The following is a 23,556-nucleotide window of genomic DNA, read 5'->3' on the forward strand; positions in this document are numbered from 1 at the left end:
CCGTTGACGCCCCGCCCGGTAGACCGGTCGTCAACAAGTCCTGCGCGAAGGATTGACGCCCTTGTTGACAGGTAGTCTCATAAGTGGGGTGAACCACCGGTGACCCGAGACGCCCGCGAGGTGGAACCGCCATGACGACCCTGACGGAAGCCGACGCGCTCGACGGCCTGCGCGACGCGCTCGGCCTGCTCAAGGACCGCGAGCAGGTGGCCCAGCGGCTGCTCGACGCTTCCGCCAAGCACTCCTTCGACCCGGACCGGGAACTGGACTGGGACGCGCCCTTCGAGGAGGGCAAGTGGTTCTGGCCGCCCGAGCTGGTGTCGCTGTACGACACCCCGATGTGGGAGCGGATGAGCGAGGAGCAGCGCATCCTGCTCTCCCGGCACGAGGCCGCCGCGCTCGCCTCGCTCGGCATCTGGTTCGAGATCATCCTCATGCAGCTGCTGGTGCGGCACATCTACGACAAGTCCGCCACGAGCGCGCACGTGCGCTACGCGCTCACCGAGATCGAGGACGAGTGCCGGCACTCGAAGATGTTCGCCCGGCTGATCACCCGCGGCGGCACCCCCTGGTACCCGGTGAGCCGGGTCCACCAGCAGCTCGGCCGGCTGTTCAAGACGGTCTCCACCACTCCGGGCTCCTTCACGGCGACCCTGCTCGGCGAGGAGGTCCTGGACTGGATGCAGCGGCTGACTTTCCCGGACGAGCGGGTCCAGCCGCTGATCCGGGGCGTCACCCGCATCCACGTCGTCGAGGAGGCTCGGCACGTGCGCTACGCCCGTGAGGAGCTGCGGCGCCAGATGGTGACCGCGCCGAAGTGGTCGCAGGAGTTCACCCGGCTCACCTCCGGCGAGTTCGCCCGCGTCTTCTCCGTGGCGTTCGTGAACCCGGAGGTCTACGCGAACGTCGGCCTGGACAAGCGCGCGGCCGTGGCCCAGGTCAGGGCGAGCGGGCACCGGCGGGACGTGATGCAGCAGGGCGCCAGGCGCCTGACGGACTTCCTGGACGACATCGGGGTGCTGCGGGGCGTCGGCCGGAAGCTGTGGAAGTCGTCCGGGCTGCTGGCGTAGGCACCCGTCCGGGGCGGGCGGTTACGCTGCGGGGCATGACCCCGCAGGCTCCCACCCCCGCCTACCGGCGGCTCAGCGTCGAGGAACGCCGCAGCCAGCTGCTCGACGCCGCGCTGTCCCTCTTCGCCCACCGCGCCCCGGAAGAGGTGTCCCTGGACGACGTGGCGGAGGCGGCCGGGGTGTCACGGCCCCTGGTGTACCGGTACTTCCCGGGCGGCAAGCAGCAGCTGTACGAGGCCGCCCTGAGGTCGGCCGCCGACGAGCTGCGGCACTGCTTCGACGAGCCGCACGAGGGCCCGCTGCTGCTCCGGCTGTCCCGGGCCCTCGACCGCTACCTCGCCTTCGTCGACCAGCACGGCACCGGGTTCAGCGCGCTGCTGCAGGGCGGGAGCGTCGTGGAGACCTCCCGCACGACCGCGATCGTCGACGGGGTGCGGCGGGCCGCCGCCGAGCACATCCTCAGCCATCTGGGGGTGGCCGGGCCCGGGCCCCGGCTGCGGATGACCATCCGGATGTGGATCACGGCCGTCGAGGCGGCCTCGCTGATCTGGCTCGACGAGGACAAGCAGCCGCCGGCGGACGAACTGCGGGACTGGCTCGTGGAGCAGTTCGTGGCGGTGCTGGAGGTGACCGCGCGGCGCGACCCGCAGACCGAGGCGCTGGTCCGGGAACTGGCCGCGGACCTCTGACCGGGGACCGGGGACACCGGCGCATGGCCGACACTGGTGCCGTGAAGAGCGAAGACACCCCGTTCGAGGGCGGGCCCATGGACGGGCGCGTCCTGCCCGTGCTGCTGGGCATCACCGGGCACCCGCCCAAGACGTACCGCATTCCGGTCCCGGCCCCGGACGGCGGCCCGCCCACGGTGCTGGTCTACCGGCGCGTGCCCCGCGGGCGGAGCGGACGGACCGGGCTGACGCAGGGGTGGAAGTACCTGTACGACCCCACGGGGCAGGCGGGCGGCCGCCCGAGGTGGCCGTGGTCGAAGCCCGTGCCCGATCCAGACGCCACGCCGAAGGGCAAGCCGGACGACGCGAACGGGTGACCCGGTTGCGCCGAACCGCGCACACCCGGCGAGCGGGCCCGGAGAACACGTCCGATGCTCGCGATGCGGAGCGGACGAGCCGCCCCGCGTCGGAGGTGATGACGTGTCAGGAATGCTTCTGCGTCTGGTGTGTACGGCGGCGGTGGCGGCCGGGACCGTTCTCGCACCCGCGCCCGCGACGGCCGTTCCCGAACCGGACGGCCCCGGTGACCGCTCCGTCGCCGAACTGCTGACGGACCTTCAGTCCCTGTACCGGGAGGCCGAGAAGGCCACCGAGGCCTACAACGGCACCGAGGAACGGCTGGAGAAGCAGCGCGCCGAGACCGAGCGGCTGGAGGCCGCCCTCGCCCGGGCCCGGCTCTCCCTGCACGACAGCCGGGGCGCGGCCGGGCGGCTGGCCCGGCAGCAGTACCAGAGCAGTACCGGGATCTCCCCGTACGTCCGTCTGCTGCTCGCGCGCGATCCGCAGGGCGCCCTCGACCAGGGCCACGTGATCGGGCAGTTGGCGCGGGAACGGGCCCAGACGGTGGACCGGCTGACCGGCGACGAGGAGGAGGCCGACGAGCTGGCCCGCCGGGCGCGCGCGGCCCTCGACGCCCGGCTCGCCCTCACCGAGCGGCGCCGGAAGGAGCGGGACGAGGTGCTCGGGCGGCTCCGCGAGGTCGAGGAACTGCTCGCCTCGCTCACCGACGAGGAGCTGGCCGCGCTGGCCGAGCTGGAGCGGTCCGAGGTGGCCCGGGACCAGGAGGAACTGCTCGCCTCCGGTGCGCTCGGCGACGCGCGCCCGCCCACCGCGGCGGGCGACCGGGCGGTGCGGTACGCCGTGGAGCAGCTCGGGAAGCCGTACGAGTGGGGTGCGGAGGGACCGGAGAGCTACGACTGCTCGGGGCTGACCTCCGAGGCGTGGGGCGCAGCCGGGACGCCGATCCCCCGGACCAGTCAGGAGCAGTGGGCGCGGCTGGAGCGCGTCCCGCTCCGGGAGCTGCGGCCGGGGGACCTCGTCGTGTACTTCCCCGAGGCCACGCACGTCGCCCTCTACCTCGGCGACGGCATGGTGGTGCAGGCTCCCCGGCCCGGCGCGAGGATCAAGGTCTCCCCCATCGCGGCCAACCCGGTCCTGGGCGCCGTACGCCCCGACCCGGACGGGGAGCCCCTGCGGCGGTACGTGCCGCCCGAGCTCCCCGAGGGGGCGACGGAAGGGTCCGACGAGGGGTACGCGGGGTACGCGGCGCCCACGGCGGAACCGGCGGGGCGGACGGGGCCCGCCGCCCCGTAGCCCGCCCGTCCGTGCGGGGGAGCGCGGCGACCGCGGACGCCGTCGGCGCGCCCGGCGCCTGCGGGGCCGCCCGCTCCGGCGGCCCCCGGCCTCCCCGGTCCCGGGCGCGGTCGCCGACCCGGAACCGCCCGGAGGACTACGCGCCCGTGGCGCCCGAGACCTCCATCAGGTAGGCCTCCGTCTTCTGCGGGTCGTAGAAGAAGTTCTCGAAGTCGGCCGGGTTGTCGAACCCGTTGGCGAAGCGGTCGGCGACCGGCTGGATCTGGCCGGCGGCGCCGATGAGGTTCAGGACGTGCTCGGGGGGCGGGGCGAGCATGGCGTTCGTCCACTTGGTGACGTGCCGGGCCGTCTCCCAGTAGCGGTCGAAGGTCTGCTGCATCCACTCCTCGTCGAACGGCTTGTCGCCGTGCTCGAGGATCGAGGCGAGGTAGGAGGCGGCGCACTTGGACGCCGAGTTGGAGCCCTGTCCGGTGATCGGGTCGTTGGCGACGACCACGTCGGCCACGCCGAGGACCGCCCCGCCGCCGGGCAGCCGGCCGATGGGGTGGCGGACGGTGGGGGCGTAGCGGCCGGCCAGGGTGCCGCCGGCGTCGGTCAGTTCGACCTTGGTGGCCCGCGCGTACTCCCAGGGGAGGAACTTCTCCATGAGCTCCAGCGTCAGGGAGAGGTGCTCCGCCGGGTCCTTGACGTCCTTGAAGACGTCCAGCGGGCCGCCCGGAACGCCCTCCCAGAACAGGATGTCGGCGCGGCCCGAGGTGGTGAACGTCGGCATGATGAACATCTCGCCGACCCCGGGGACCAGGTTGCAGCGGACGGCCTCCGTGTCCGGGTGTTCCGGGCGCGGTTCCATCCCGTGGACGTAGGCCACCGCGAGGGCGCGCTGCGGCTCGCTGTACGGGGAGCGGGAGGCGTCCCGGCCGAACATCTGCACGAGCTCGCCCTTGCCCGCCGAGACGAGCACGAGGTCGTACGTGCGCGAGAAGTAGTCGAGGTCGCCGACGGCCGCGCCGTGGATGACCAGCTGGCCGCCGCGCTGGGCGAACGTCTCCATCCAGCCGGCCATCTTCACCCGCTGGTCGACCGACTGCGCGAACCCGTCGAGCCTGCCCAGCCAGTCGATCGCGCGCTGCGTCGGGCCCGGGTCGTACGAGCCGGGGGCCGCGACCGAGACCCCGAGGCCCTGGATCTTCGGGGCCTGGGACTCCCAGAAGTTCAGCTGGAGGTCGCGCTCGTGCTGCAGCGCCGTGTGGAACATGCACTGCGTCGACATCACCCGTCCGGTGCGGATCTCGTCCGCCGTCCGGTTGGACATCAGGGTGACCTCGTACCCGTGCGACTGGAGGCCGAGGGCGAGCTGGAGACCGGACTGACCGGCTCCGACGACGAGTATCTTCCGCATACGGGGGTGTCTCCTACTCGGGGGTTTCGTCGAGCGCGTGGCCCACCAGGGCCAGGAGGGTCTCGATCACGGAGATCCGGCGGCGCGCGTCCATGATCATGACAGGTATGTGCTGCGGGATGGTCAGGGCCTCCCGCACGTCCTCCGGCTCGAACAGCTCGCTGCCGTCGAAGTGGTTGACCGCGACGACGTACGGCAGCCCGCAGCTCTCGAAGTAGTCCAGCGCCGGGAAGCAGTCCTTCAGGCGCCGGGTGTCGGCCATGACGACCGCGCCGATCGCACCGCGCACCAGGTCGTCCCACATGAACCAGAACCGCTGCTGACCGGGCGTGCCGAAGAGGTAGAGCACGAGGTCGTCGTCGAGCGTGATGCGGCCGAAGTCCATGGCCACGGTGGTGGTGAGCTTGCCCGGCGTGGCGGTGAGGTCGTCGGTCTCCTCGCTCGCCTCGGTCATCAGCGCCTCGGTCTGCAGGGGCGTGATCTCCGAGACGGAGGTGACCAGCGTGGTCTTGCCGACGGCGAAGCCGCCCGCCACGACTATCTTCGTGGCGACCGGGGCGCGGGTGCGGTCCGTCTGCCAGGGCTGCAACGGCTCGCCGTCCTCGACGAGCGGGGAGACGCCTCGGGCGGCGTCAGAGACGACGGAGTCCACTCAGCACCCTTTCCAGCAGCGCGCGGTCCGGGCGGCCCGTGCCGTGGCCGGTTCCCGTTCCGTAGACACGGATCCTTCCCTGGTCCGCGAGGTCGCTCAGGAGCACGCGGACCACGCCGAGCGGCATCTTCAGCAGCGCGGCGATCTCGGCCACCGTACGCATCCGGCGGCACAGTTCGACGATGGCCCGGGTCTCCGGCATGATCGCCGACAGCCCGCCGCTCGTCAGTTCCCTGCGCTCCTCGGCGGCCTCCAGCGCGGCCGTGCTCGCCGTGCTCGCGACGAACGTCTCCACGAGCAGGACGTGGCCGAAGCGGGTGCGCCCGCCGGTGAGCGAGTAGGGGCGGACCCGGGCGGGTTTGCGGTCACCGCCGCGGACCGGGAGCCGTTTCCTGGGCGTACTGCTCATCGGGGACTCCCGGTGGACTCGGTCTCCAGGGACTTGCGCAGCTCGCTGCGGAGTTCGGGGGTGAGGACGTGGCCGGCCCGGCCGACGAACAGGGCCATGTGGTACGCCACCACGCTCATGTCGCAGTCCGCGGAGCCGTGCACGCCGAGCAGCGAGCCGTCGCTGATCGACATCACGAACAGGCTGCCCTCGTCCATCGCGACCATCGTGTGCTTGACCGGACCGAAGTCCATCAGCTTCGAGGCGCCGACGGTGAGGCTGCCGATGCCGGAGACGACGGTGGCCAGATCGGCGGCGGAGCCGCGCGGGCCGGTACGGGGCTCCGTCCTGGCCTCGCGGGCCTCCGTGTTCCGTGCGTGGTCGGAGGAGAGGAGCAGCAGGCCGTCGGAGGAGACCACCGCGACCGAGAGGATGCCTGGCACCTCCTCGACGAGGTTGGTCAGCAGCCAGTGCAGGTTGCGGGCCTCACTGCTCAGTCCGAAGGTACTGGGCGCGGTCAACTGCTTGCCTCCTCGACGGTGCCCCCCGTGGTTTCTTCGGTTGTGGCGGGTGCGGCGGACGGGACCTGGTGCCGGCCCGTCTGCTCGGCGATCTCGGCCTCGACGTCCCGGCGACCGGCCTCCGCCCCCTGACGGAAGCCGCCGAGGCGGCGGCGCAGCGCCTCGGCGTCCACGGAACCGGTGCGCGGTCGTGGGGCCTGGACGGGTGTGGTGATCTTCGGTGTGCGCTTGGGCAGCCCCTTGGCGGTGACGGGCTCGTCCTCCACCGGCGGCCCGTCGGGCACGCGCGCGTGCTCGCCGGACGGTCCGTGCCCGGCACCGGCTTCGGCCCCCCGACCGGCACCGGCGGCCGTCGGCCCGGACTGCGACGGGGCACCCGCACCCGCGGGAGCACCGGACGCGGCCCGGGGCACGTCAGCGGCGGCCGCGTGCTCGCCGGACGGTCCGTGCCCGGCACCGGGAGCGGTCCAGGCTTCGGCTTCGGCGGCGGCCGTGTGCCCGGTCTCGTCGGGGGCGGGCGCGGTTCCCGGTGCGGCCGGCGTGTCGTCGGCCGCGTCCGCCGGGGACGGGATCAGCAGCTCCATCGTGGTCTCGGCGGCTCGCTGGGACGGCACCGCAGCGCCCTCCGCGTCCGTGTCCCCGTCACCTGCCGGCTCCGCCGCGGACTCCGCGTCGTGGCTCCGGGCACGCTCCCCCACGGCGTCCCCGGCACCGCCGCTCCCGGGCTCCGCACCGGTGCCGTCCGCCGGCTCCGTGCCGGTCCCCTCCGGGGCGCCCGCCTCCGCGGCCCCCTGGCGGCGCACGGTCTTCTCCGCGAGGGCGACCAACGGGTCGCCGCCCTCCCGGCGGCCGGGCAGCACGTTGGAGTTGGCCTCGGCGTCGGCGCCCGGGAGGGAGAAGGTGTGGGTGCCGCCGGCGACGGGACCGGAGGCGGGGACCGCGGCGGGCCCGGCGGGCGCGAGCAGGGTCTTGGGCAGGACCACGACCGCGGCGATGCCGCCCTGCTTCTGCTTCCGCAGCTGGACCCGCACCCCGTGCCGGTGGGCGAGCCGGGAGACGACGTACAGGCCGAGGCCGAGACCGTCCTCGCCCTCCTGGTCGTAACCGTCCTCCGGGTCGAACTCGGACAGGCGGGAGTTGAGCCGTTCCAGCCGCTCCGCGGTCATGCCGATGCCCTCGTCCTGCACGGAGAGCATGACCTCGCCGTTCTCCAGCAGCCAGCCGGAGACCTCGGCGGGCAGGTCGGGCGGGGAGAACGAGGTGGCGTTCTCCAGGAGTTCGGCCAGCAGGTGGGACAGGTCGTCCGCGGCGAACCCGGCGATGTGCGCGTGCGGCGGCAGCGCGGCGATCCGGACCCGCTCGTACCGCTCGATCTCGCTGACCGCGGCCCGCACGACGTCGACGAGCGGGACGGGACCCGCCGTGTGCCGGCCGTGCTCGGTGCCGGCCAGGACGAGGAGGTTCTCGCTGTGCCGGCGCATGACCGTGGCGAAGTGGTCGAGCTTGAACAGGGTGGCCAGGCGCTCCGGGTCGTCCTCGCGCTCCTCCAGGCCCTCGATCACGCCGAGCTGCCGCTCGACCAGTCCGAGGGTGCGCAGCGCCAGGTTGACGAAGGTGCCGCCGATGCCGGTGCGCAGCCGCTCCAGTTGCTCGGCGGTCCCGGCGAGTTCGGCGCGCAGTTCCTCACGGGCGTCGGCCATCTTCTGGCGCTGGCCGACGAGGTGCCTGCGGTCGGCCTCCAGGGTGGCGACCCGCTCGGTGAGGCCGGCGGCGTGCGCGTGCAGGGCGTTGACGGAGCGGACGACCTGGGCGAACTCGTCGTTGCGGCCGGTGAAGGTGATCGGCTCCTCGGTGCCGGGGTTCTCCGCCTCGGCGAGGCGGGCGGAACCGCGGCGCAGCACGGAGAGCGGGCGGGTGAGGGTGCGGGCCATCGCGGTGGCGACGCCGACGGCGAGCAGCATCAGGGCGCCGAGGACGGCGACGCGGATCTCCAGTGCGGTGACGTCGTCGTCGCGCAGCTGGGCGAGGTCCTTGGTGCGCTGGTCGAACAGCGCCGACTCCGCCCCGCGCATCGTCTCGACGCGCGCGGTGAGGGCGGCCCGGAGCTTCTTCGGGTCGGTGCCGAGTTCGTCGTCGGAGAGCGTCGGCTCGTCGGTGAGCCTCGCGAGGTACTTGTCGGCGGAGTCGACCTCGGGGCCGGTGACCGTGGAGTCGTAGGAGGTGCGGGCGGCCTTGGGCGCGGTGTCGCGGAAGTCGGCGAGGGCGGCGTCGGAGCGCAGCCGGGCCTGGAGCGCGGCGGCGGTCAGCGCGTCGCGCCGCTCGGCGTCGGCGTCCGAGGTGGTGGTGGACGTGGACGGCAGGCCGGTGATCGGGTCGATCACGGTCTGCGTGGTGCTCGGCACGTTCAGCGCGGCGAGCAGCAGTCCGCGGGTGGCGGCGGCCTGCTGGACGGCGGAGTCCAGCTCGGCGAGCGCGTACGTTCCGGAGCCCGCGCGGGGCGGGGTCTGCTGGGCGAGCCGCTCGGCGAGCCGGTGCAGCTGGGTGATGGCGGTGGAGTACGCCTGGTGCGCCTCGAGCGCGCTGCTCTTGCCGGTGAGCGCGGCGCGGCGGACGGCCGCGACGGCGTCGAGGTCGTCGCGCAGGGCGTCCTCGGTGTCGGTGTCGGCGCGCAGTTCCTCGACCTGCCGGTCGACGCGGGCGCTGTGCTCCTCCGACGGGGCCTTGGACTTGGGCCGGCCGGCCGCGATGTAGGAGGTGACGTCGTCGCGCTCGTCGGCGAGGGAGTGGGCCAGGGCGAGGGCGTCCTGGGTCTGCTCGGCGAGCGTCACCAGCTCCTGCGAGTCCTTGAGTTCGGCGGAGGCCGCCAGCACGGACGGCGCCCCGGCGCCGGCGATCGCGGCGGCCACCACGGCCACGGCCACGATGAGCCGGTTGCGTACGTGGGTGGGGCGGCCCCTGCCGACGGTGGGCGTCTGCTCCGCGTCCCCCGTGGGGGCCGTCTGCTTGGCTGTGCGACGAGGCCGCGACTTCTGCACCGGTGCTCGCATTCCTGACTCGTGTACCCCTGGATCCGGGTGACGCTCCGTCAACGGGCGTGGACGCTCGCCCCGAGCCGCCGAGCGCGCTCGGACGGCAAAGCGCCCCCATCGCTCCCCGACCCTCCCAGTGCCCGTGGGCAGTGGATGCGCATCACCTGACCCGCCACCCGAAGGAGTGAACATCGGACGCGAGTTGAGGAGCAAGTCCCGGCGTGCCGTGCGGCGGCCCCGCACGGCACGCCGGTTGGACGTCTGCGGCGGGCGGTGGCAATATTCGCCGCCACGCGTTCCCGGAGCCCTGCATTCCCTCCCAAATCCGGCGCCTGACCTGCACGACTGCGGTGATCCGGCAATGGGCGTCGGCCTTCTGCGGCCCTTGTGAAAGGCTCGTGCAGACTGACCGGATGCGTACGGAACTTGTTTCGGAGCCCGGCGATCCGGGCCGCCCCAACGAGGACTTCGCGAGTGTCGGGCTTCCGGCCTCCGGACAGGGCGGTTCGCTCGTCGTGCTGGACGGGGTCACCCCACCGGAGGACGGGGGCGGCTGCCTGCATTCGGTTCCCTGGTTCACCGCGCGCCTCGGCGGGGCGCTGACCGAACTGACCGTTTCGCTCCCGGATGTTCCCCTGGCCGAGCTGCTGTCCCGCGCCCTCACCCGTACCGCCGACAGCCACGCGGCAACCTGTGACCTTTCTCACCCCCGAACCCCTCAGGCAACGGTGGTGCTGGCCCGCTGGTCACCGGGCTCGGTCGAGTACCTGGTCCTGTCCGACTCGGCCCTGCTGGTCGAGTCCACCGACGGCACGGCGACCGCGCTGCTGGACGACCGGCTGGCCCTGCTGCCCCGCTCGGCCCTGGCGACGGACGCCCTGGTGGACGCCACGGTGCGCAACCGGGAGGGCGGTTTCTTCACCGCGGCGGCGGATCCCTCGGTGGCGGCCCGCGCGGTCACCGGCACCCTGCCGCGCGACGGGGTGCGCGCCCTGGCCGCCCTGACGGACGGGGCGGCGCGCTGGGTGGAACGGTTCCACGAGGGCGACTGGGCGGACTGCCTCGCGCTCCTCCGCGCGGAGGGGCCGCGTTCCCTGGTGCACCGTGTACGGGCGCTGGAGCGGGCGGACGCGGACCGGCTGCCGCCGCGCCGGGGCAAGACCCACGACGACGCGACGGTGGTCTACGTGGAGCTGCCCCCGTCCCCGCCCCCGGCGTGAACGCCGGGGTGCTCCCGGCGGTGGTGCGCGTCCGGTCCCGCCCCGGTCACCTCTCCATTCCGCGGTTCAGCTGGTGCAGCAGCCGGGCGAGTTCCGCGACCTCGCCGGGGTCCCAGTCGGCGAGCCGGCCGGCGTAGCGCGCGCGGCGGGCCTCGCGGACCCTGCTCACCCGTTCGCGTCCCTCCCGGGTGAGGGCGACCAGCCAGGCGCGGCCGTCGGCGGGGTCCGGCTCGCGGGCGACGAGGCCGAGTTCCTCCAGCGCGCGCAACTGGCGCGACATCGTCGCCTTGCCGACGCCGATGTAGGCGGCGAGCTCGGTGGCCCGCTGCTTGCCGCACTCATCCAGACGGACGAGCAACCCGTAGGCGGACGACTCCAGGTCGGGGTGGACCTCGCGGGCCATCTCCCCCTGGTTGGCCCGGGCGCGCCGCAGCAGCACCGTCAACTCCCGTTCCAGGGCGAGGAAACCGGGCTGGTCCAGACCGCTCCCGGGCCCTGGGGCGGCGGCTCGTTCCCCGCCGCCGTTTCGGTCTTCGTGCACGTGAGCCCTGCCTCGGTCTTCCCGGTCCTGAACGTTCTCGCCAAGTGGCGGCGTCGCCGCAGCTCCGCCAGTATTTCGCAGGCGTAGACCAACGGCAGCTCCCGGACGGAACCCTCCCCACGTCGCGGTCCACGCGCGCAGTCTCTCTACCAGGCGACTGCGTGGCATGCCCACTACATGCGACGGGGGTCACACACCGCATCCCCCTCGACAACCAGCCCTTCGGAGACACGTCATGCCCGTGCCCAGATCCGGCGTCACCCGTTTACACGTGTACACCGCCGTCGCGGCGGTCCTGCTCGGCCTCTTCTCCCTGCCCCGCACGGCCGCGGCGGGCGAGCCCGCCCCCAGCGCTCCCCCGCGCGGCTCCGCCCACATGGGGATGGGCGTCGTCGCCCACGACGGCCGCGGCGGCCTCCCCACCCGGCGCTCCACCCAGACGGAGGGGGTGGACGTCTCCAGCCACCAGGGCGACGTCGCGTGGCCGACGCTGTGGAACAGCGGGGTCAGGTGGGCCTACGTGAAGGCCACGGAGGGGACGTACTACACCAACCCCTACCACCCTCAGCAGTACGACGGCTCGTACGACATCGGGATGATCCGCGGCGCCTACCACTTCGCGACCCCCGACACCTCGAGCGGCGCCGCCCAGGCCGACTACTTCGTCGACCGCGGCGGCGACTGGTCCCCGGACGGATGGACCCTGCCGGGCGCGCTCGACATCGAGTGGAACCCCTACGGGGACGCCTGCTACGGCAAGTCGCAGAGCGCGATGGTGGACTGGATCCACGACTTCCTGGACCAGTACCGGGCGCGCACCGGCCGGGACGCCGTCATCTACACGGCGACCAGCTGGTGGAAGCAGTGCACCGGGAACTACGCCGGTTTCGCGTCCACCAACCCGCTGTGGATCGCCCGGTACGCCTCCACCGTGGGGGAGCTCCCCGCCGGCTGGGGGACCTACACGATGTGGCAGTACACCTCGACCGGGCCGACCGTCGGGGACCACGACCGCTTCAACGGCACGGTCGACCGGCTGCGGTCCCTCGCGCTGGGCTGACCACGGCCCTCCCGGCGCGGCGAAGGCCCGGGCCTCCCTCACGGAACCCGGGCCTTCCCTCGTCCGGCCGCCCCGTCACACGGCGACCGGAACCTCCGGCACCGCGCCGTTCACGGCCGGCGACAGCGCCAGCTCGAGCACCTGGCGGACGTCGGTGACGGTGTGGACGTCGAGCTTGTCCAGCACCTCGGCCGGGACGTCGTCCAGGTCGGGCTCGTTGCGCTTGGGGATGACCACGGTGGTGATCCCCGCGCGGTGCGCGGCGAGCAGCTTCTGCTTCACCCCGCCGATCGGCAGCACCCGCCCGGTCAGCGAGACCTCGCCGGTCATCGCCACGTCGGTGCGGACCAGCCGCCCGGAGAGCAGCGAGGCCAGCGCCGTGGTCATCGTGATGCCGGCGCTGGGGCCGTCCTTGGGCACCGCGCCCGCCGGGAAGTGGATGTGCACGCCCCGGTCCTTCAGGTCGGCCACCGGCAGCTCCAGCTCGGCGCCGTGGCTGCGCAGGAAGCTCAGCGCGATCTGCGCCGACTCCTTCATCACGTCGCCCAGCTGGCCGGTCAGGGTCAGCCCCGCCGCGCCCGTCTCCGGGTCGGCCAGCGACGCCTCCACGTAGAGGACGTCACCGCCGGCGCCGGTCACCGCGAGCCCGGTGGCGACACCGGGGACGGAGGTGCGGCGCTCGGCCGGGTCCTGGGCGGACTCGGGCACGTGGTGCGGCCGGCCGATCAGCTCCCGCAGGCCGCCCTCGGTCACGGTGAACGGCAGCTCCCGTTCGCCCAGTTCGTGCTGGGCCGCGACCTTGCGCAGCAGCCGGGCGATGGACCGCTCCAGGGTGCGCACGCCCGCCTCGCGGGTGTACTCGCCGGCCAGCTTGCGCAGCGCGCCCTCGTCCACGGTCACCTCGTCGGCACCGAGCCCGGCCCGCTCCAGCTGGCGCGGGAGCAGGTGGTCCCGCGCGATGACGACCTTCTCGTCCTCGGTGTAGCCGTCCAGGCGGACGATCTCCATCCGGTCCGCCAGCGCCTCCGGAACGGCCTCCAGGACGTTGGCGGTGGCGAGGAAGACCACGTCGGACAGGTCCAGCTCCACCTCCAGGTAGTGGTCCCGGAAGGTGTGGTTCTGCGCCGGGTCCAGCACCTCCAGCAGGGCCGCGGCCGGGTCGCCCCGGAAGTCCGAGCCCACCTTGTCGATCTCGTCGAGCAGCACCACCGGGTTCATCGACCCGGCCTCCTTGATCGCCCGGACGATCCGGCCGGGCAGCGCGCCGACGTAGGTGCGCCGGTGGCCGCGGATCTCGGCCTCGTCGCGGACCCCGCCGAGGGCGACCCGGACGAACTTCCGGCCCATCGCGTGGGCGACGGACTCGCCGAGGCTGGTCTTGCCGACGCCGGGCGGACCGACGAGCGCGAGCACGGCGCCGCCGCGCCGCCCGCCGACCACGCCGAGCCCCCGGTCGGCACGCCGCTTGCGCACGGCCAGGTACTCGGTGATGCGCTCCTTCACGTCCTGCAGGCCCGCGTGCTCGGCGTCGAGCACGGACCGGGCGCCCTGGATGTCGTAGGCGTCCTCGGTGCGCTCGTTCCACGGCATCTCGAGCACGGTGTCGAGCCAGGTGCGGATCCAGGAGCCCTCGGGCGACTGGTCGGAGGCGCGCTCCAGCTTGTCGACCTCCTTGAGCGCGGCCTCGCGGACCTTCTCCGGCAGGTCGGCGGCCTCGACGCGGGCGCGGTAGTCGTCGGACTCCTCGCCCTCCTGCTCGCCGTTCAGCTCGCGCAGCTCCTTGCGGACGGCCTCCAGCTGGCGCCGCAGCAGGAACTCGCGCTGCTGCTTGTCGACGCCCTCCTGGACGTCCTTGGCGATGGACTCGGCCACGTCCTGTTCGGCGAGGTGGTCGCGCAGCTGCTGGGTGGCGAGCTTCAGGCGGGCGACCGGGTCGGTGGTCTCCAGCAGGGCCACCTTCTGCTCGGTGGTCAGGAAGGGCGAGTAGCCGGAGTTGTCGGCGAGCGCGGAGACGTCGTCGATGGCCTGGACGCGGTCGACGACCTGCCAGGCGCCGCGCTTGCGCAGCCAGGCGGTGGCGAGCGCCTTGTACTCCTTGACCAGCTCGGTCACCTGGCCCGGCAGGGGCTCCGGCACGGTCTCGTCGATCCGGGTGCCCTCCACCCACAGCGCCGCGCCCGGCCCGGTGGTCCCGGCGCCGATCCGCACCCGGCTCCGGCCGCGGATCAGGGCGCCCGGGTCGCCGTCGGCCAGCCTGCCGACCTGCTCGACCGTGCCGAGGACGCCGGTGCCGGCGTAGGTCCCGTCGATGCGCGGCACCAGGAGCACCCTGGGCTTCCCGGGCTCGTTCTTCGCGGCGGCCTGGGCGGCCTCCACCGCGGCGCGCACCTCCGTGTCGCTCAGGTCCAGCGGAACCACCATCCCGGGCAGCACGACCTCGTCGTCGAGCGGCAGCACAGGCAGGGCGAGCGGTGTGGACTCAGCAGCCATGATCTCCCCTTCGGCAGTCAAATTGAGTTATGCCGACTCAATGCTCGTGAGCCGCCGGATGTTCCCCAAGCCGTGTTCGCTCTGAGCGATCATCAGGTGACGTGCGGGACCCACGGGCTGCGCGCCCCCGGCGGGCGAACCGGTGGAAGTCCGACGGACGACCCGGTGAAAAGGGGGAGCTGCCAAGATGAACGGATGCCCACCCCGTACGACATTCCCGAAGTCACCGAAGTCCTGGACCGCCGCGAGGGTCCGTACGGCGAGGTCGCGCTGCGGCGGCACGGCGGCCTGCTGCAGATCATCGCGAACGGCTGCTTCCTGATGGACACCTCCGACGGCCGCTCGGAGCGCCGGCTCGTCGACGCCGCCCTGGCCGCGCTCGACGCCGCCGACGCGCGCGAGGGCCGCGACCCGCGCCCCGGCCCGCACGTCCTCATCGGCGGACTCGGGGTCGGCTTCTCGCTCGCACACGCCGCCGGCCAGTCCCGCTGGGGGCGGATCACCGTGGTGGAGCGCGAGCCGGCCGTCATCGACTGGCACCGCGGGGGCCCTCTGGCCGCGCTCTCCGCCGAGGCCCTCGCCGACCCGCGCACGGAGATCGTCGAGGCGGACCTCGTCACCTACGTCAATGAGACATCCGACACGTTCGACGCGCTGTGCCTCGACATCGACAACGGACCCGACTGGACCGTCACCGAGGACAACGACGGGCTCTACTCACCGGCCGGACTGGCGGACTGCGCAAGGGTGTTGAGGCCCCGCGGAGTGCTCGCCGTGTGGTCGGCCAAGCCCTCCCCGGAATTCGAGGGAACCTTGCGGAATGCCGGGTTCCAGCATGTGCGTACCGAAGAGGTCCCCGTTGCCCGGGGCGTTCCGGACGTCGTGCACCTCGGCGTCCGCCCTGGATAGCAAACACGCGGTAACTCCCCGTACGCTGCTGCCCTGACGCGGGTCTTTCAAGCGTCAACCGCAGTCATGCGCACACGAGGGATCACCCCACGGATTCCGGAAAGCACACCTCAGGGGCGGGCGATGGACCAGACACACACCTCCCACAACGGCACGGCGACGACCACCCCCGGCGCACAGCGACGGGTCCTGGTGGTCGAGGACGACGCGACGATCGTGGACGCCATCGCGACCCGCCTCCGCGCCGAGGGATTCCTCGTGCAAACGGCGGGCGACGGCCCGTCCGCGGTGGACACGGCGGAGGCCTGGCAGCCCGATCTGCTGATCCTCGACATCATGCTGCCGGGCTTCGACGGCCTGGAGGTCTGCCGGCGCGTGCAGGCCCAGCGGCCCGTGCCGGTGCTGATGCTCACCGCGCGCGACGACGAGACCGACATGCTGGTCGGGCTGGGCGTCGGCGCCGACGACTACATGACGAAGCCTTTCTCCATGCGGGAGCTGGCGGCCCGCGTGCACGTGCTGCTGCGCCGCATGGAGCGCGCGGCCCTCGCGGCCACGACGCCGCGCAGCGGCATCCTGCGCCTCGGCGAGCTGGAGATCGACCACGCGCAGCGCCGGGTACGGGTGCGCAGCGAGGACGTCCACCTGACGCCCACCGAGTTCGACCTGCTGGTGTGCCTGGCGAACACCCCCCGCGCGGTGCTCTCCCGCGAGCAGCTGCTGGCCGAGGTCTGGGACTGGGCGGACGCCTCCGGCACCCGGACCGTCGACAGCCACATCAAGGCGCTGCGCCGCAAGATCGGCGCCGAGCGCATCCGCACCGTGCACGGCGTGGGCTACGCCCTGGAGACGCCGACGCCATGAGCGACGGGCCGGCCGGACACAGAAACCCCGGGAAGCCTCCCTGGGGCGGTGCACGCCCGTTCTCGATCAAGACCAAGCTGGGCGCGCTGGTCGTCATCTCGGTGCTGATCACCACCGGGCTGTCGATGATCGCGGTGCGCACCGAGACGGAGCTGCGCTTCATCACGGTCTTCTCGATGATCGCCACGCTGCTCATCACGCAGTTCGTGGCGCACTCGCTCACCGCGCCGCTGGACGACATGAACGCGGTGGCCCGGTCCATCTCGCACGGCGACTACACCCGCCGGGTGCGCGAGAACCGCCGCGACGAGCTGGGCGACCTGGCCCAGACGATCAACGTCATGGCCGACGAGCTGGAGGCCCAGGACCGCCAGCGCAAGGAGCTGGTGGCCAACGTCTCGCACGAGCTGCGCACCCCCATCGCGGGCCTGCGCGCGGTGCTGGAGAACATCGTCGACGGGGTCACCGAGGCCGACCCCGAGACGATGCGCACGGCCCTGAAGCAGACCGAGCGGCTGGGCCGCCTGGTGGAGACCCTCCTCGACCTGTCCCGCCTGGACAACGGCGTCGTCCCGCTGAAGAAGCGCCGGTTCGAGGTGTGGCCGTACCTGTCCGGCGTGCTGAAGGAGGCCAACATGGTCGCCTCCGCCCGCGCGGGCATGGCCACCGGGTCCGGCAGCCACACGCGCACGGACGTCCACCTGCACCTCGACGTGACGCCGCCCGAGCTGACCGCGCACGCCGACCCGGAGCGCATCCACCAGGTGGTCGCCAACCTCATCGACAACGCGGTCAAGCACAGCCCGCCGCACGGCCGCGTGACGGTCAGGGCGCGGCGCGGACCGCAGCCGGAGTCGCTGGAGCTGGAGGTCCTGGACGAGGGACCCGGCATCCCGCGGACCGAGTGGCACCGCGTCTTCGAGCGGTTCAACCGCGGCAGCGTCAGCCGGCCGCACGGTCCCGGCAGCGACGGCGGCACCGGTCTCGGCCTGGCGATCGCCCGCTGGGCCGTCGATCTGCACGGCGGCCGGATCGGAGTGGCCGAATCCGAGCGGGGTTGCCGGATTCTTGTCACCCTTCCAGGGGCGTCTTCCGTGTCGGATTGACGTACAGTTCGAAGCGGAGCCACAAGATCCACTGGCGTCCGCGCTGACGGGCACGTGTGATCAGGCACAGGCCCCGCGCCAGGTGCGCGCCGGGCCCGATCGAGCGATCCCTGAAGCAGCCGGAAGAAGCGGAACCACGCTTGTTTCCCGCCATTTCCAGCGCCGAAACACCCTCTGAGATGTGACTTGCGCGACGTTGAACGGACCCGGCCTGACCTTCTCGCTCTTGGAGGCGTAGCCTTGATTTCCGCTGTCCATCATCTTGCGAAGCGGAAGAGGGCGGTTGACGCCGTGTCGCCACAGTCCCCCAGTAACTCGAGCATCTCGACCGACACCGACCAAGCGGGTAAGAACCCCGCTGCGGCCTTCGGTGCCAACGAATGGCTCGTCGACGAGATCTACCAGCAGTACCTCCAGGACCCGAACTCGGTGGACCGAGCCTGGTGGGACTTCTTCGCCGACTACAAGCCGGGCGCGCCTGCGACCTCGGCTCCGGCGGGTACCGCGGCCGCGGGGGCCGCGGGGACCACCACCCCCACGGCCCAGCCGGCCGCCCCGGCCCGGCCCGCCGCGCCCGCGCCGGCCGCCGCGCAGCCCGCGCCCGCCGCCCCGGCCCAGCCGGCCGCCAAGGCCCCCGCGCCGCCGGCCCAGGCCCAGGCCCAGGCTCCGGCGAAGGCCGCCGCCCCCGCCGCGAAGCCGGCCGCCGCGAAGGCCGAGCCCGCGGGCGAGGCGAAGGAGGGCCCCGAGCAGGTGACCCTGCGCGGCCCGTCCGCCGCCGTCGCGAAGAACATGGACGCCTCGCTGGAGCTGCCCACGGCCACGTCCGTGCGCGCGGTCCCGGTGAAGCTGCTGTTCGACAACCGCATCGTCATCAACAACCACCTCAAGCGGGCCCGCGGCGGGAAGATCTCCTTCACGCACATCATCGGCTACGCCATGGTCCAGGCCATCAAGGCGATGCCGTCGATGAACTGGTCCTACGCGAAGGTGGACGGCAAGCCGACCCTGGTCAAGCCGGAGCACGTCAACCTCGGTCTCGCCATCGACCTGGTCAAGCCCAACGGCGACCGCCAGCTGGTCGTCGCGGCGATCAAGAAGGCCGAGACGCTGAACTTCTTCGAGTTCTGGCAGGCCTACGAGGACATCGTCCGTCGCGCCCGCGACAACAAGCTGACGATGGACGACTTCACCGGCGTCACGGTCTCCCTGACCAACCCCGGCGGCCTCGGCACCGTCCACTCCGTGCCGCGCCTGATGCCCGGCCAGTCGGTGATCATGGGCGTCGGCTCCATGGACTACCCGGCGGAGTTCCAGGGCACCAGCCAGGACACCCTCAACAAGCTCGGCATCTCGAAGGTCATGACGCTCACGTCGACCTACGACCACCGGGTGATCCAGGGCGCCGCCTCCGGCGAGTTCCTGCGCGCCGTCGCGAACCTGCTGCTCGGCGAGAACAACTTCTACGACGACATCTTCGAGGCGCTGCGCATCCCCTACGAGCCGGTCCGCTGGCTCAAGGACATCGACGCCAGCCACGACGACGACGTCACCAAGGCCGCCCGGGTCTTCGAGCTGATCCACTCCTACCGGGTCCGCGGCCACGTCATGGCCGACACCGACCCGCTGGAGTACCGCCAGCGCAAGCACCCCGACCTGGACATCGTCGAGCACGGCCTCACCCTGTGGGACCTGGAGCGCGAGTTCGCCGTCGGCGGCTTCGCCGGCAAGTCGATGATGAAGCTGCGCGACATCCTCGGCGTGCTGCGCGACTCGTACTGCCGCACCACCGGCATCGAGTTCATGCACATCCAGGACCCCAAGCAGCGCAAGTGGATCCAGGACCGCGTGGAGCGCGGCCACTCCAAGCCGGAGCGCGAGGAGCAGCTGCGCATCCTGCGCCGGCTGAACGCCGCGGAGGCGTTCGAGACCTTCCTGCAGACCAAGTACGTCGGCCAGAAGCGCTTCTCGCTGGAGGGCGGCGAGTCCGTCATCCCGCTGCTCGACGCGGTGCTGGACTCGGCCGCCGAGTCCCGCCTGGACGAGGTCGTCATCGGCATGGCCCACCGCGGCCGGCTGAACGTCCTCGCCAACATCGTCGGCAAGTCGTACGCGCAGATCTTCCGCGAGTTCGAGGGCAACCTCGACCCGAAGTCGATGCACGGCTCCGGCGACGTGAAGTACCACCTGGGCGCCGAGGGCACCTTCACCGGCCTGGACGGCGAGCAGATCAAGGTCTCCCTGGTCGCCAACCCCTCGCACCTGGAGGCGGTGGACCCGGTCCTGGAGGGCGTCGCCCGCGCCAAGCAGGACATCATCGGCAAGGGCGGCACGGACTTCACCGTCCTGCCGGTGGCCATCCACGGCGACGCGGCCTTCGCGGGCCAGGGCGTGGTGGCCGAGACCCTGAACATGTCGCAGCTGCGCGGCTACCGCACCGGCGGCACGGTCCACATCGTCATCAACAACCAGGTCGGCTTCACCGCGGCCCCCGAGTCCTCGCGCTCCTCCATGTACGCGACGGACGTGGCCCGCATGATCGAGGCCCCGATCTTCCACGTGAACGGCGACGACCCGGAGGCGGTCGTGCGCGTCGCGCGCCTGGCCTTCGAGTTCCGCCAGGCGTTCAACAAGGACGTGGTGATCGACCTCATCTGCTACCGCCGCCGCGGTCACAACGAGTCGGACAACCCGGCCTTCACCCAGCCGCTGATGTACGACCTGATCGACAAGAAGCGCTCGGTGCGCAAGCTGTACACCGAGTCCCTCATCGGTCGCGGCGACATCACCCTGGAGGAGGCCGAGCAGGCGCTGCAGGACTACCAGGGCCAGCTGGAGAAGGTCTTCACCGAGGTCCGCGAGGCCACCAGCCAGCCCGGTGCCGCGGAGACCTCCGACCCGCAGGCCGAGTTCCCGGTCGCCGTGAACACCGCGGTGACCACGGAGGTCGTCAAGCGGATCGCCGAGTCCCAGGTCAACATCCCCGACCACATCACCGTCCACCCGCGGCTGCTGCCGCAGCTGCAGCGCCGGGCGGCGATGGTCGAGGACGGCACCATCGACTGGGGCATGGGCGAGACCCTCGCCTTCGGCTCGCTGCTCCTCGAGGGCGTCCCGGTCCGACTGGCCGGCCAGGACTCCCAGCGCGGCACCTTCGGCCAGCGCCACGCGGTCATCATCGACCGCAGCACGGGCGAGGAGTACACGCCGCTGCAGTACCTCTCCGAGGACCAGGCGCGGCTGAACGTCTACAACTCCCTGCTCTCCGAGTACGCGGCGATGGGCTTCGAGTACGGCTACTCGCTGGCCCGCCCCGACGCGCTCGTGCTGTGGGAGGCGCAGTTCGGCGACTTCGTCAACGGCGCCCAGACGGTCGTGGACGAGTTCATCTCGTCGGCGGAGCAGAAGTGGGCCCAGACCTCCGGTGTGGTCCTGCTCCTCCCGCACGGCTACGAGGGCCAGGGCCCGGACCACTCCTCGGCCCGCCCGGAGCGGTTCCTGCAGCTCTGCGCCCAGAACAACATGACGGTCGCGATGCCGACGTCCCCGTCGAACTACTTCCACCTCCTGCGGTGGCAGGTGCACAACCCGCACCACAAGCCGCTGGTCGTCTTCACCCCGAAGTCGATGCTGCGCCTGAAGGCCGCGGCCTCGAAGGCGGAGGAGTTCACCACGGGCCAGTTCCGCCCGGTCATCGGCGACTCCACGGTCGACCCGGCCGCGGTGAAGAAGGTCGTCTTCTGCGCCGGCAAGGTCTACTACGACCTGGAGGCCGAGCGGCGCAAGCGCGGCGCGGACGACACGGCGATCATCCGCATCGAGCGCCTGTACCCGCTGCCGGGTGCCGAGCTCCAGGCGGAGATCAAGAAGTACCCGAACGCCGAGAAGTACCTGTGGGCCCAGGAGGAGCCGGCGAACCAGGGTGCCTGGCCGTTCATCGCGCTCAACCTGATCGACCACCTCGACCTGGCGGTCGGCGCCGACCTCCCGCACGACGAGCGGCTGCGGCGCATCTCGCGCCCGCACAGCTCGTCCCCGGCGGTCGGCTCCGCGAAGCGCCACCAGGCCGAGCAGGAGCAGCTGGTGCGTGAGGTGTTCGAGGCGTAGGCCCGACGCCCTCACGGGCCGTGCGCACGTCGCACGCGGCCGGGCCGCACCCCCGCTCCGGGGGTGCGGCCCGGCCGTTTTCCGGCACCTATCCTTGTCCCATGTACTTCACGGACCGTGGCATCGAGGAACTGGAGAAGCGGCGCGGCGAGGAGGAGGTCACCTTCGAGTGGCTGGCCGAGCAGCTGCGCACGTTCGTCGATCTCAACCCCGACTTCGAGGTGCCGGTGGAGCGCCTGGCGACGTGGCTGGCGCGGCTGGACGACGAGGACGACGAGTAGCGCTCCCTCCGGCGGGGGCCGCGCCGGCCCCCGCGTGCCCCCGCGCCCCCGGCTCGATCGGCGGGACGCCCCGCGGACGGGGCACCCCTCGGAGTCGGGGAGGCGGAGGACCACCGGGCCCTCCGGGGGGAGGGGACCCGGCATGGCATCCCGCACGTTCCTGAGTGCGCCCGGCGTCAACGCGCCGACGGTCGAGCCACCGTCGAGAACCCGGACGTCCGGCCCGGCGGGCAGCTCCGCTGCCGGACGGTCGTCAAGGGCGGGGGCGCCTCGGTGCGCATCGACCGGTTCGCCCTCGAACCGGTCACCCGGGTCGAGGCGCGCGAGCCCCCGGACACCGGACGGACGGACCCGGGCGTGGTGGACGTTTCCGCGCCCGACGAGAGGTTCGTCCTGGAGGCGGGGCAGACGCTCGGCCTCACCACCACGTTCGAGGCCCCGGGAGATGCCGCGCCCGCCCAGGACGTCTTCTTCCAGGCGTGCCTCGGCCTCGGCTTCCGCTCCGACGAGGCCGAGGTCAAGGGCTACGGCGCCCCACTCGGTCCGAGGGGGCGCCCTTCGCATGTCGGGGACGGCCGATCGCCGGAACGAGCGTCTTGACTTTCCCGGGGTGCGATATATCGTGAATCACGTAAGACGCGATATGGCGTGTCGTCGGGTTCGTTCCAGGAGGTCGCCCCGTGTCCGAGTGGTCCGTCGCGGAACCAACGAAGCTCGCCTTCGACACGCCCGTGAACGAACTCCACGTGCGCATCGTCAACGGAACGGTGAACGTGGTGGGGACCGACGAAGGTTCCGCCCGTCTGGAGGTGTCCGAGATCGAGGGACCGCCCCTGGTGGTCACCCAGGAGGGCGGCACCCTCACGGTGGCCTACGAGGACCTGCCCTGGAAGGGCTTCCTCAAGTGGCTGGACCGGAAGGGGTGGCGCCGCAGCGCGGTGGTCTCCCTGGCCGTTCCCGCGCGGACCCGGGTCGAGGTGGGCGTGATCGGTGCCGGCGCCGTCGTCTCCGGGATCCAGGGACCGGCGGTGGTGAAGGGGATCGCGGGCGACCTCACCCTGGTCGCCCTCTCCGGCCCGGTCCGGACGGAGACGGTGTCCGGAAACGTGGAGGCCCAGTCGGTCACCGGCGACCTGCGCTTCGCCTCCGCCTCCGGGGACCTCACGGTCGTCGAGGGCTCCGGCTCCTCCGTGCGGGCGGACTCGATCAGCGGTTCCATGATCGTGGACCTCGATCCCGCCGGCCCCACCGACGTCCGGCTGACCAGCGTCTCCGGCGAGATCGCGATCCGGTTGCCGGATCCGGCGGACGCCGAGGTGGAGGCCAACACCGCGAGCGGTGCCGTCTCCAACGCCTTCGACGACCTGCGGGTGCACGGCCAGTGGGGCGCCCACAAGATCACCGGCCGTCTGGGCGCGGGCAGCGGCAAGCTGCGGGCCACCACCGTCTCCGGTTCGATCGCCCTGCTGCGCCGCCCGGCCGGGGAGGACGGGCCGGACGGCGGACCGCGGGGCGGCTCGGGGGACAATCCCCCTACCGGCGGGGGTGAGGGCTCGTCCGACACCCCGGCCGACGGCACGACCGACAAGAAGGTGCTCTGA

General features: G+C 72.4%; 20 protein-coding genes. 13 read left to right on the forward strand and 7 right to left on the reverse strand.

Annotated features, from left to right (window positions below; genetic code table 11):
* The first annotated feature begins 131 nt into the window (after positions 1-131).
* From FHS37_RS05030 to FHS37_RS05045, 4 genes are all read left to right on the forward strand, one after another.
* A complete protein-coding gene (locus tag FHS37_RS05030; RefSeq protein WP_184817822.1) occupies positions 132-1,070 on the forward strand; it encodes an AurF N-oxygenase family protein in 939 nt (312 codons plus the stop codon).
* 35 nt (positions 1,071-1,105) lie between these two features.
* Positions 1,106-1,759, forward strand: a complete 654-nt coding sequence (locus FHS37_RS05035) for a TetR/AcrR family transcriptional regulator (RefSeq protein ID WP_184817823.1) — start codon at positions 1,106-1,108, stop codon at positions 1,757-1,759.
* A gap of 41 nt (positions 1,760-1,800) precedes the next feature.
* Positions 1,801-2,115, forward strand: a complete 315-nt coding sequence (locus FHS37_RS05040; RefSeq protein WP_184817824.1) for a DUF8847 domain-containing protein — start codon at positions 1,801-1,803, stop codon at positions 2,113-2,115.
* A 103-nt stretch (positions 2,116-2,218) separates the two neighbouring features.
* Complete coding sequence (locus FHS37_RS05045; RefSeq protein WP_184817825.1) at positions 2,219-3,391, forward strand: C40 family peptidase; 1,173 nt, start codon at positions 2,219-2,221, stop codon at positions 3,389-3,391.
* A gap of 136 nt (positions 3,392-3,527) precedes the next feature.
* Here FHS37_RS05045 and FHS37_RS05050 read toward each other — a convergent pair whose 3' ends face one another.
* Genes FHS37_RS05050 through FHS37_RS05070 form a run of 5 tightly spaced genes read right to left on the reverse strand, consistent with a single transcriptional unit; the run spans position 3,528 to position 9,386 of the window.
* Positions 3,528-4,790 (reverse strand): styrene monooxygenase/indole monooxygenase family protein, encoded by a 1,263-nt coding sequence (locus FHS37_RS05050; RefSeq protein WP_184817826.1) that lies wholly within the window; start codon positions 4,788-4,790, stop codon positions 3,528-3,530.
* A gap of 13 nt (positions 4,791-4,803) precedes the next feature.
* Positions 4,804-5,442, reverse strand: coding sequence for a GTP-binding protein (locus FHS37_RS05055; protein ID WP_184817827.1), 639 nt, complete (start codon positions 5,440-5,442; stop codon positions 4,804-4,806).
* Positions 5,423-5,851, reverse strand: a complete 429-nt coding sequence (locus FHS37_RS05060; RefSeq protein ID WP_184817828.1) for a DUF742 domain-containing protein — start codon at positions 5,849-5,851, stop codon at positions 5,423-5,425. The genes FHS37_RS05055 and FHS37_RS05060 overlap by 20 nt, the downstream gene beginning before the upstream one ends.
* Positions 5,848-6,351: a roadblock/LC7 domain-containing protein gene (locus FHS37_RS05065; protein WP_184817829.1), complete on the reverse strand. Its 504-nt coding sequence runs from the start codon at positions 6,349-6,351 to the stop codon at positions 5,848-5,850. Before FHS37_RS05065 ends, FHS37_RS05060 begins: the two co-directional genes overlap by 4 nt.
* Positions 6,348-9,386 (reverse strand): sensor histidine kinase, encoded by a 3,039-nt coding sequence (locus FHS37_RS05070; protein WP_229889953.1) that lies wholly within the window; start codon positions 9,384-9,386, stop codon positions 6,348-6,350. The genes FHS37_RS05065 and FHS37_RS05070 overlap by 4 nt, the downstream gene beginning before the upstream one ends.
* Positions 9,387-9,793: 407 nt before the next feature.
* Here FHS37_RS05070 and FHS37_RS05075 point away from each other — a divergent pair, with 407 nt between their 5' ends.
* Positions 9,794-10,600 carry a protein phosphatase 2C domain-containing protein gene (locus FHS37_RS05075; protein ID WP_184817831.1) on the forward strand — a complete coding sequence of 269 codons (807 nt, stop codon included), beginning with the start codon at positions 9,794-9,796 and terminating at the stop codon, positions 10,598-10,600.
* A gap of 46 nt (positions 10,601-10,646) precedes the next feature.
* On the opposite strand, the gene FHS37_RS05080 is transcribed toward FHS37_RS05075, so the two are convergent.
* Positions 10,647-11,141 (reverse strand): MarR family winged helix-turn-helix transcriptional regulator, encoded by a 495-nt coding sequence (locus FHS37_RS05080; protein ID WP_184817832.1) that lies wholly within the window; start codon positions 11,139-11,141, stop codon positions 10,647-10,649.
* Between the two features lie 235 nt (positions 11,142-11,376).
* Here FHS37_RS05080 and FHS37_RS05085 point away from each other — a divergent pair, with 235 nt between their 5' ends.
* Entirely contained in the window at positions 11,377-12,201 is an 825-nt protein-coding gene (locus FHS37_RS05085) for a lysozyme (RefSeq protein WP_184817833.1), read from the forward strand.
* A gap of 75 nt (positions 12,202-12,276) precedes the next feature.
* Here FHS37_RS05085 and lon read toward each other — a convergent pair whose 3' ends face one another.
* On the reverse strand, positions 12,277-14,691 hold the full coding sequence (lon, locus tag FHS37_RS05090) for an endopeptidase La (protein WP_184817834.1): 2,415 nt from the start codon (positions 14,689-14,691) through the stop codon (positions 12,277-12,279).
* 195 nt (positions 14,692-14,886) lie between these two features.
* Between lon and FHS37_RS05095 the strand changes: the two genes are divergently transcribed.
* The 7 genes from FHS37_RS05095 (at position 14,887) to FHS37_RS05125 (ending at position 23,556) form a co-directional block, all read left to right on the forward strand.
* Positions 14,887-15,600: a spermine/spermidine synthase domain-containing protein gene (locus tag FHS37_RS05095; RefSeq protein WP_184817835.1), complete on the forward strand. Its 714-nt coding sequence runs from the start codon at positions 14,887-14,889 to the stop codon at positions 15,598-15,600.
* 123 nt (positions 15,601-15,723) lie between these two features.
* Positions 15,724-16,464 (forward strand): response regulator transcription factor, encoded by a 741-nt coding sequence (locus FHS37_RS05100; RefSeq protein ID WP_184817836.1) that lies wholly within the window; start codon positions 15,724-15,726, stop codon positions 16,462-16,464.
* A complete protein-coding gene (locus FHS37_RS05105; RefSeq protein WP_184817837.1) occupies positions 16,461-17,570 on the forward strand; it encodes a sensor histidine kinase in 1,110 nt (369 codons plus the stop codon). Before FHS37_RS05100 ends, FHS37_RS05105 begins: the two co-directional genes overlap by 4 nt.
* 291 nt (positions 17,571-17,861) lie before the next feature.
* Positions 17,862-21,674: a multifunctional oxoglutarate decarboxylase/oxoglutarate dehydrogenase thiamine pyrophosphate-binding subunit/dihydrolipoyllysine-residue succinyltransferase subunit gene (locus FHS37_RS05110; RefSeq protein ID WP_184817838.1), complete on the forward strand. Its 3,813-nt coding sequence runs from the start codon at positions 17,862-17,864 to the stop codon at positions 21,672-21,674.
* Between the two features lie 101 nt (positions 21,675-21,775).
* Complete coding sequence (locus FHS37_RS05115) at positions 21,776-21,955, forward strand: DUF6104 family protein (RefSeq protein WP_003992906.1); 180 nt, start codon at positions 21,776-21,778, stop codon at positions 21,953-21,955.
* Between the two features lie 147 nt (positions 21,956-22,102).
* Complete coding sequence (locus tag FHS37_RS05120; RefSeq protein WP_184818749.1) at positions 22,103-22,555, forward strand: sporulation protein; 453 nt, start codon at positions 22,103-22,105, stop codon at positions 22,553-22,555.
* Positions 22,556-22,635: 80 nt separating this feature from the next.
* A complete protein-coding gene (locus FHS37_RS05125; protein WP_184817839.1) occupies positions 22,636-23,556 on the forward strand; it encodes a DUF4097 family beta strand repeat-containing protein in 921 nt (306 codons plus the stop codon).

Source organism: Streptomyces griseomycini (genome assembly GCF_014203535.1).
Lineage (GTDB): Bacteria > Actinomycetota > Actinomycetes > Streptomycetales > Streptomycetaceae > Streptomyces > Streptomyces griseomycini.

Excerpts from the sequence above, each read along its gene's own strand:
- FHS37_RS05030 (WP_184817822.1), top strand. The coding sequence starts at position 132 with ATGACGACCCTGACGGAAGCCGACGCGCTCGACGGCCTGCGCGACGCG.
- FHS37_RS05035 (WP_184817823.1), top strand. The coding sequence starts at position 1,106 with ATGACCCCGCAGGCTCCCACCCCCGCCTACCGGCGGCTCAGCGTCGAG.
- FHS37_RS05050 (WP_184817826.1), bottom strand. The coding sequence starts at position 4,790 with ATGCGGAAGATACTCGTCGTCGGAGCCGGTCAGTCCGGTCTCCAGCTC.
- FHS37_RS05060 (WP_184817828.1), bottom strand. The coding sequence starts at position 5,851 with ATGAGCAGTACGCCCAGGAAACGGCTCCCGGTCCGCGGCGGTGACCGC.
- FHS37_RS05075 (WP_184817831.1), top strand. The coding sequence starts at position 9,794 with ATGCGTACGGAACTTGTTTCGGAGCCCGGCGATCCGGGCCGCCCCAAC.
- FHS37_RS05085 (WP_184817833.1), top strand. The coding sequence starts at position 11,377 with ATGCCCGTGCCCAGATCCGGCGTCACCCGTTTACACGTGTACACCGCC.
- lon (WP_184817834.1), bottom strand. The coding sequence starts at position 14,691 with ATGGCTGCTGAGTCCACACCGCTCGCCCTGCCTGTGCTGCCGCTCGAC.
- FHS37_RS05095 (WP_184817835.1), top strand. The coding sequence starts at position 14,887 with ATGCCCACCCCGTACGACATTCCCGAAGTCACCGAAGTCCTGGACCGC.
- FHS37_RS05100 (WP_184817836.1), top strand. The coding sequence starts at position 15,724 with ATGGACCAGACACACACCTCCCACAACGGCACGGCGACGACCACCCCC.
- FHS37_RS05105 (WP_184817837.1), top strand. The coding sequence starts at position 16,461 with ATGAGCGACGGGCCGGCCGGACACAGAAACCCCGGGAAGCCTCCCTGG.
- FHS37_RS05115 (WP_003992906.1), top strand. The coding sequence starts at position 21,776 with ATGTACTTCACGGACCGTGGCATCGAGGAACTGGAGAAGCGGCGCGGC.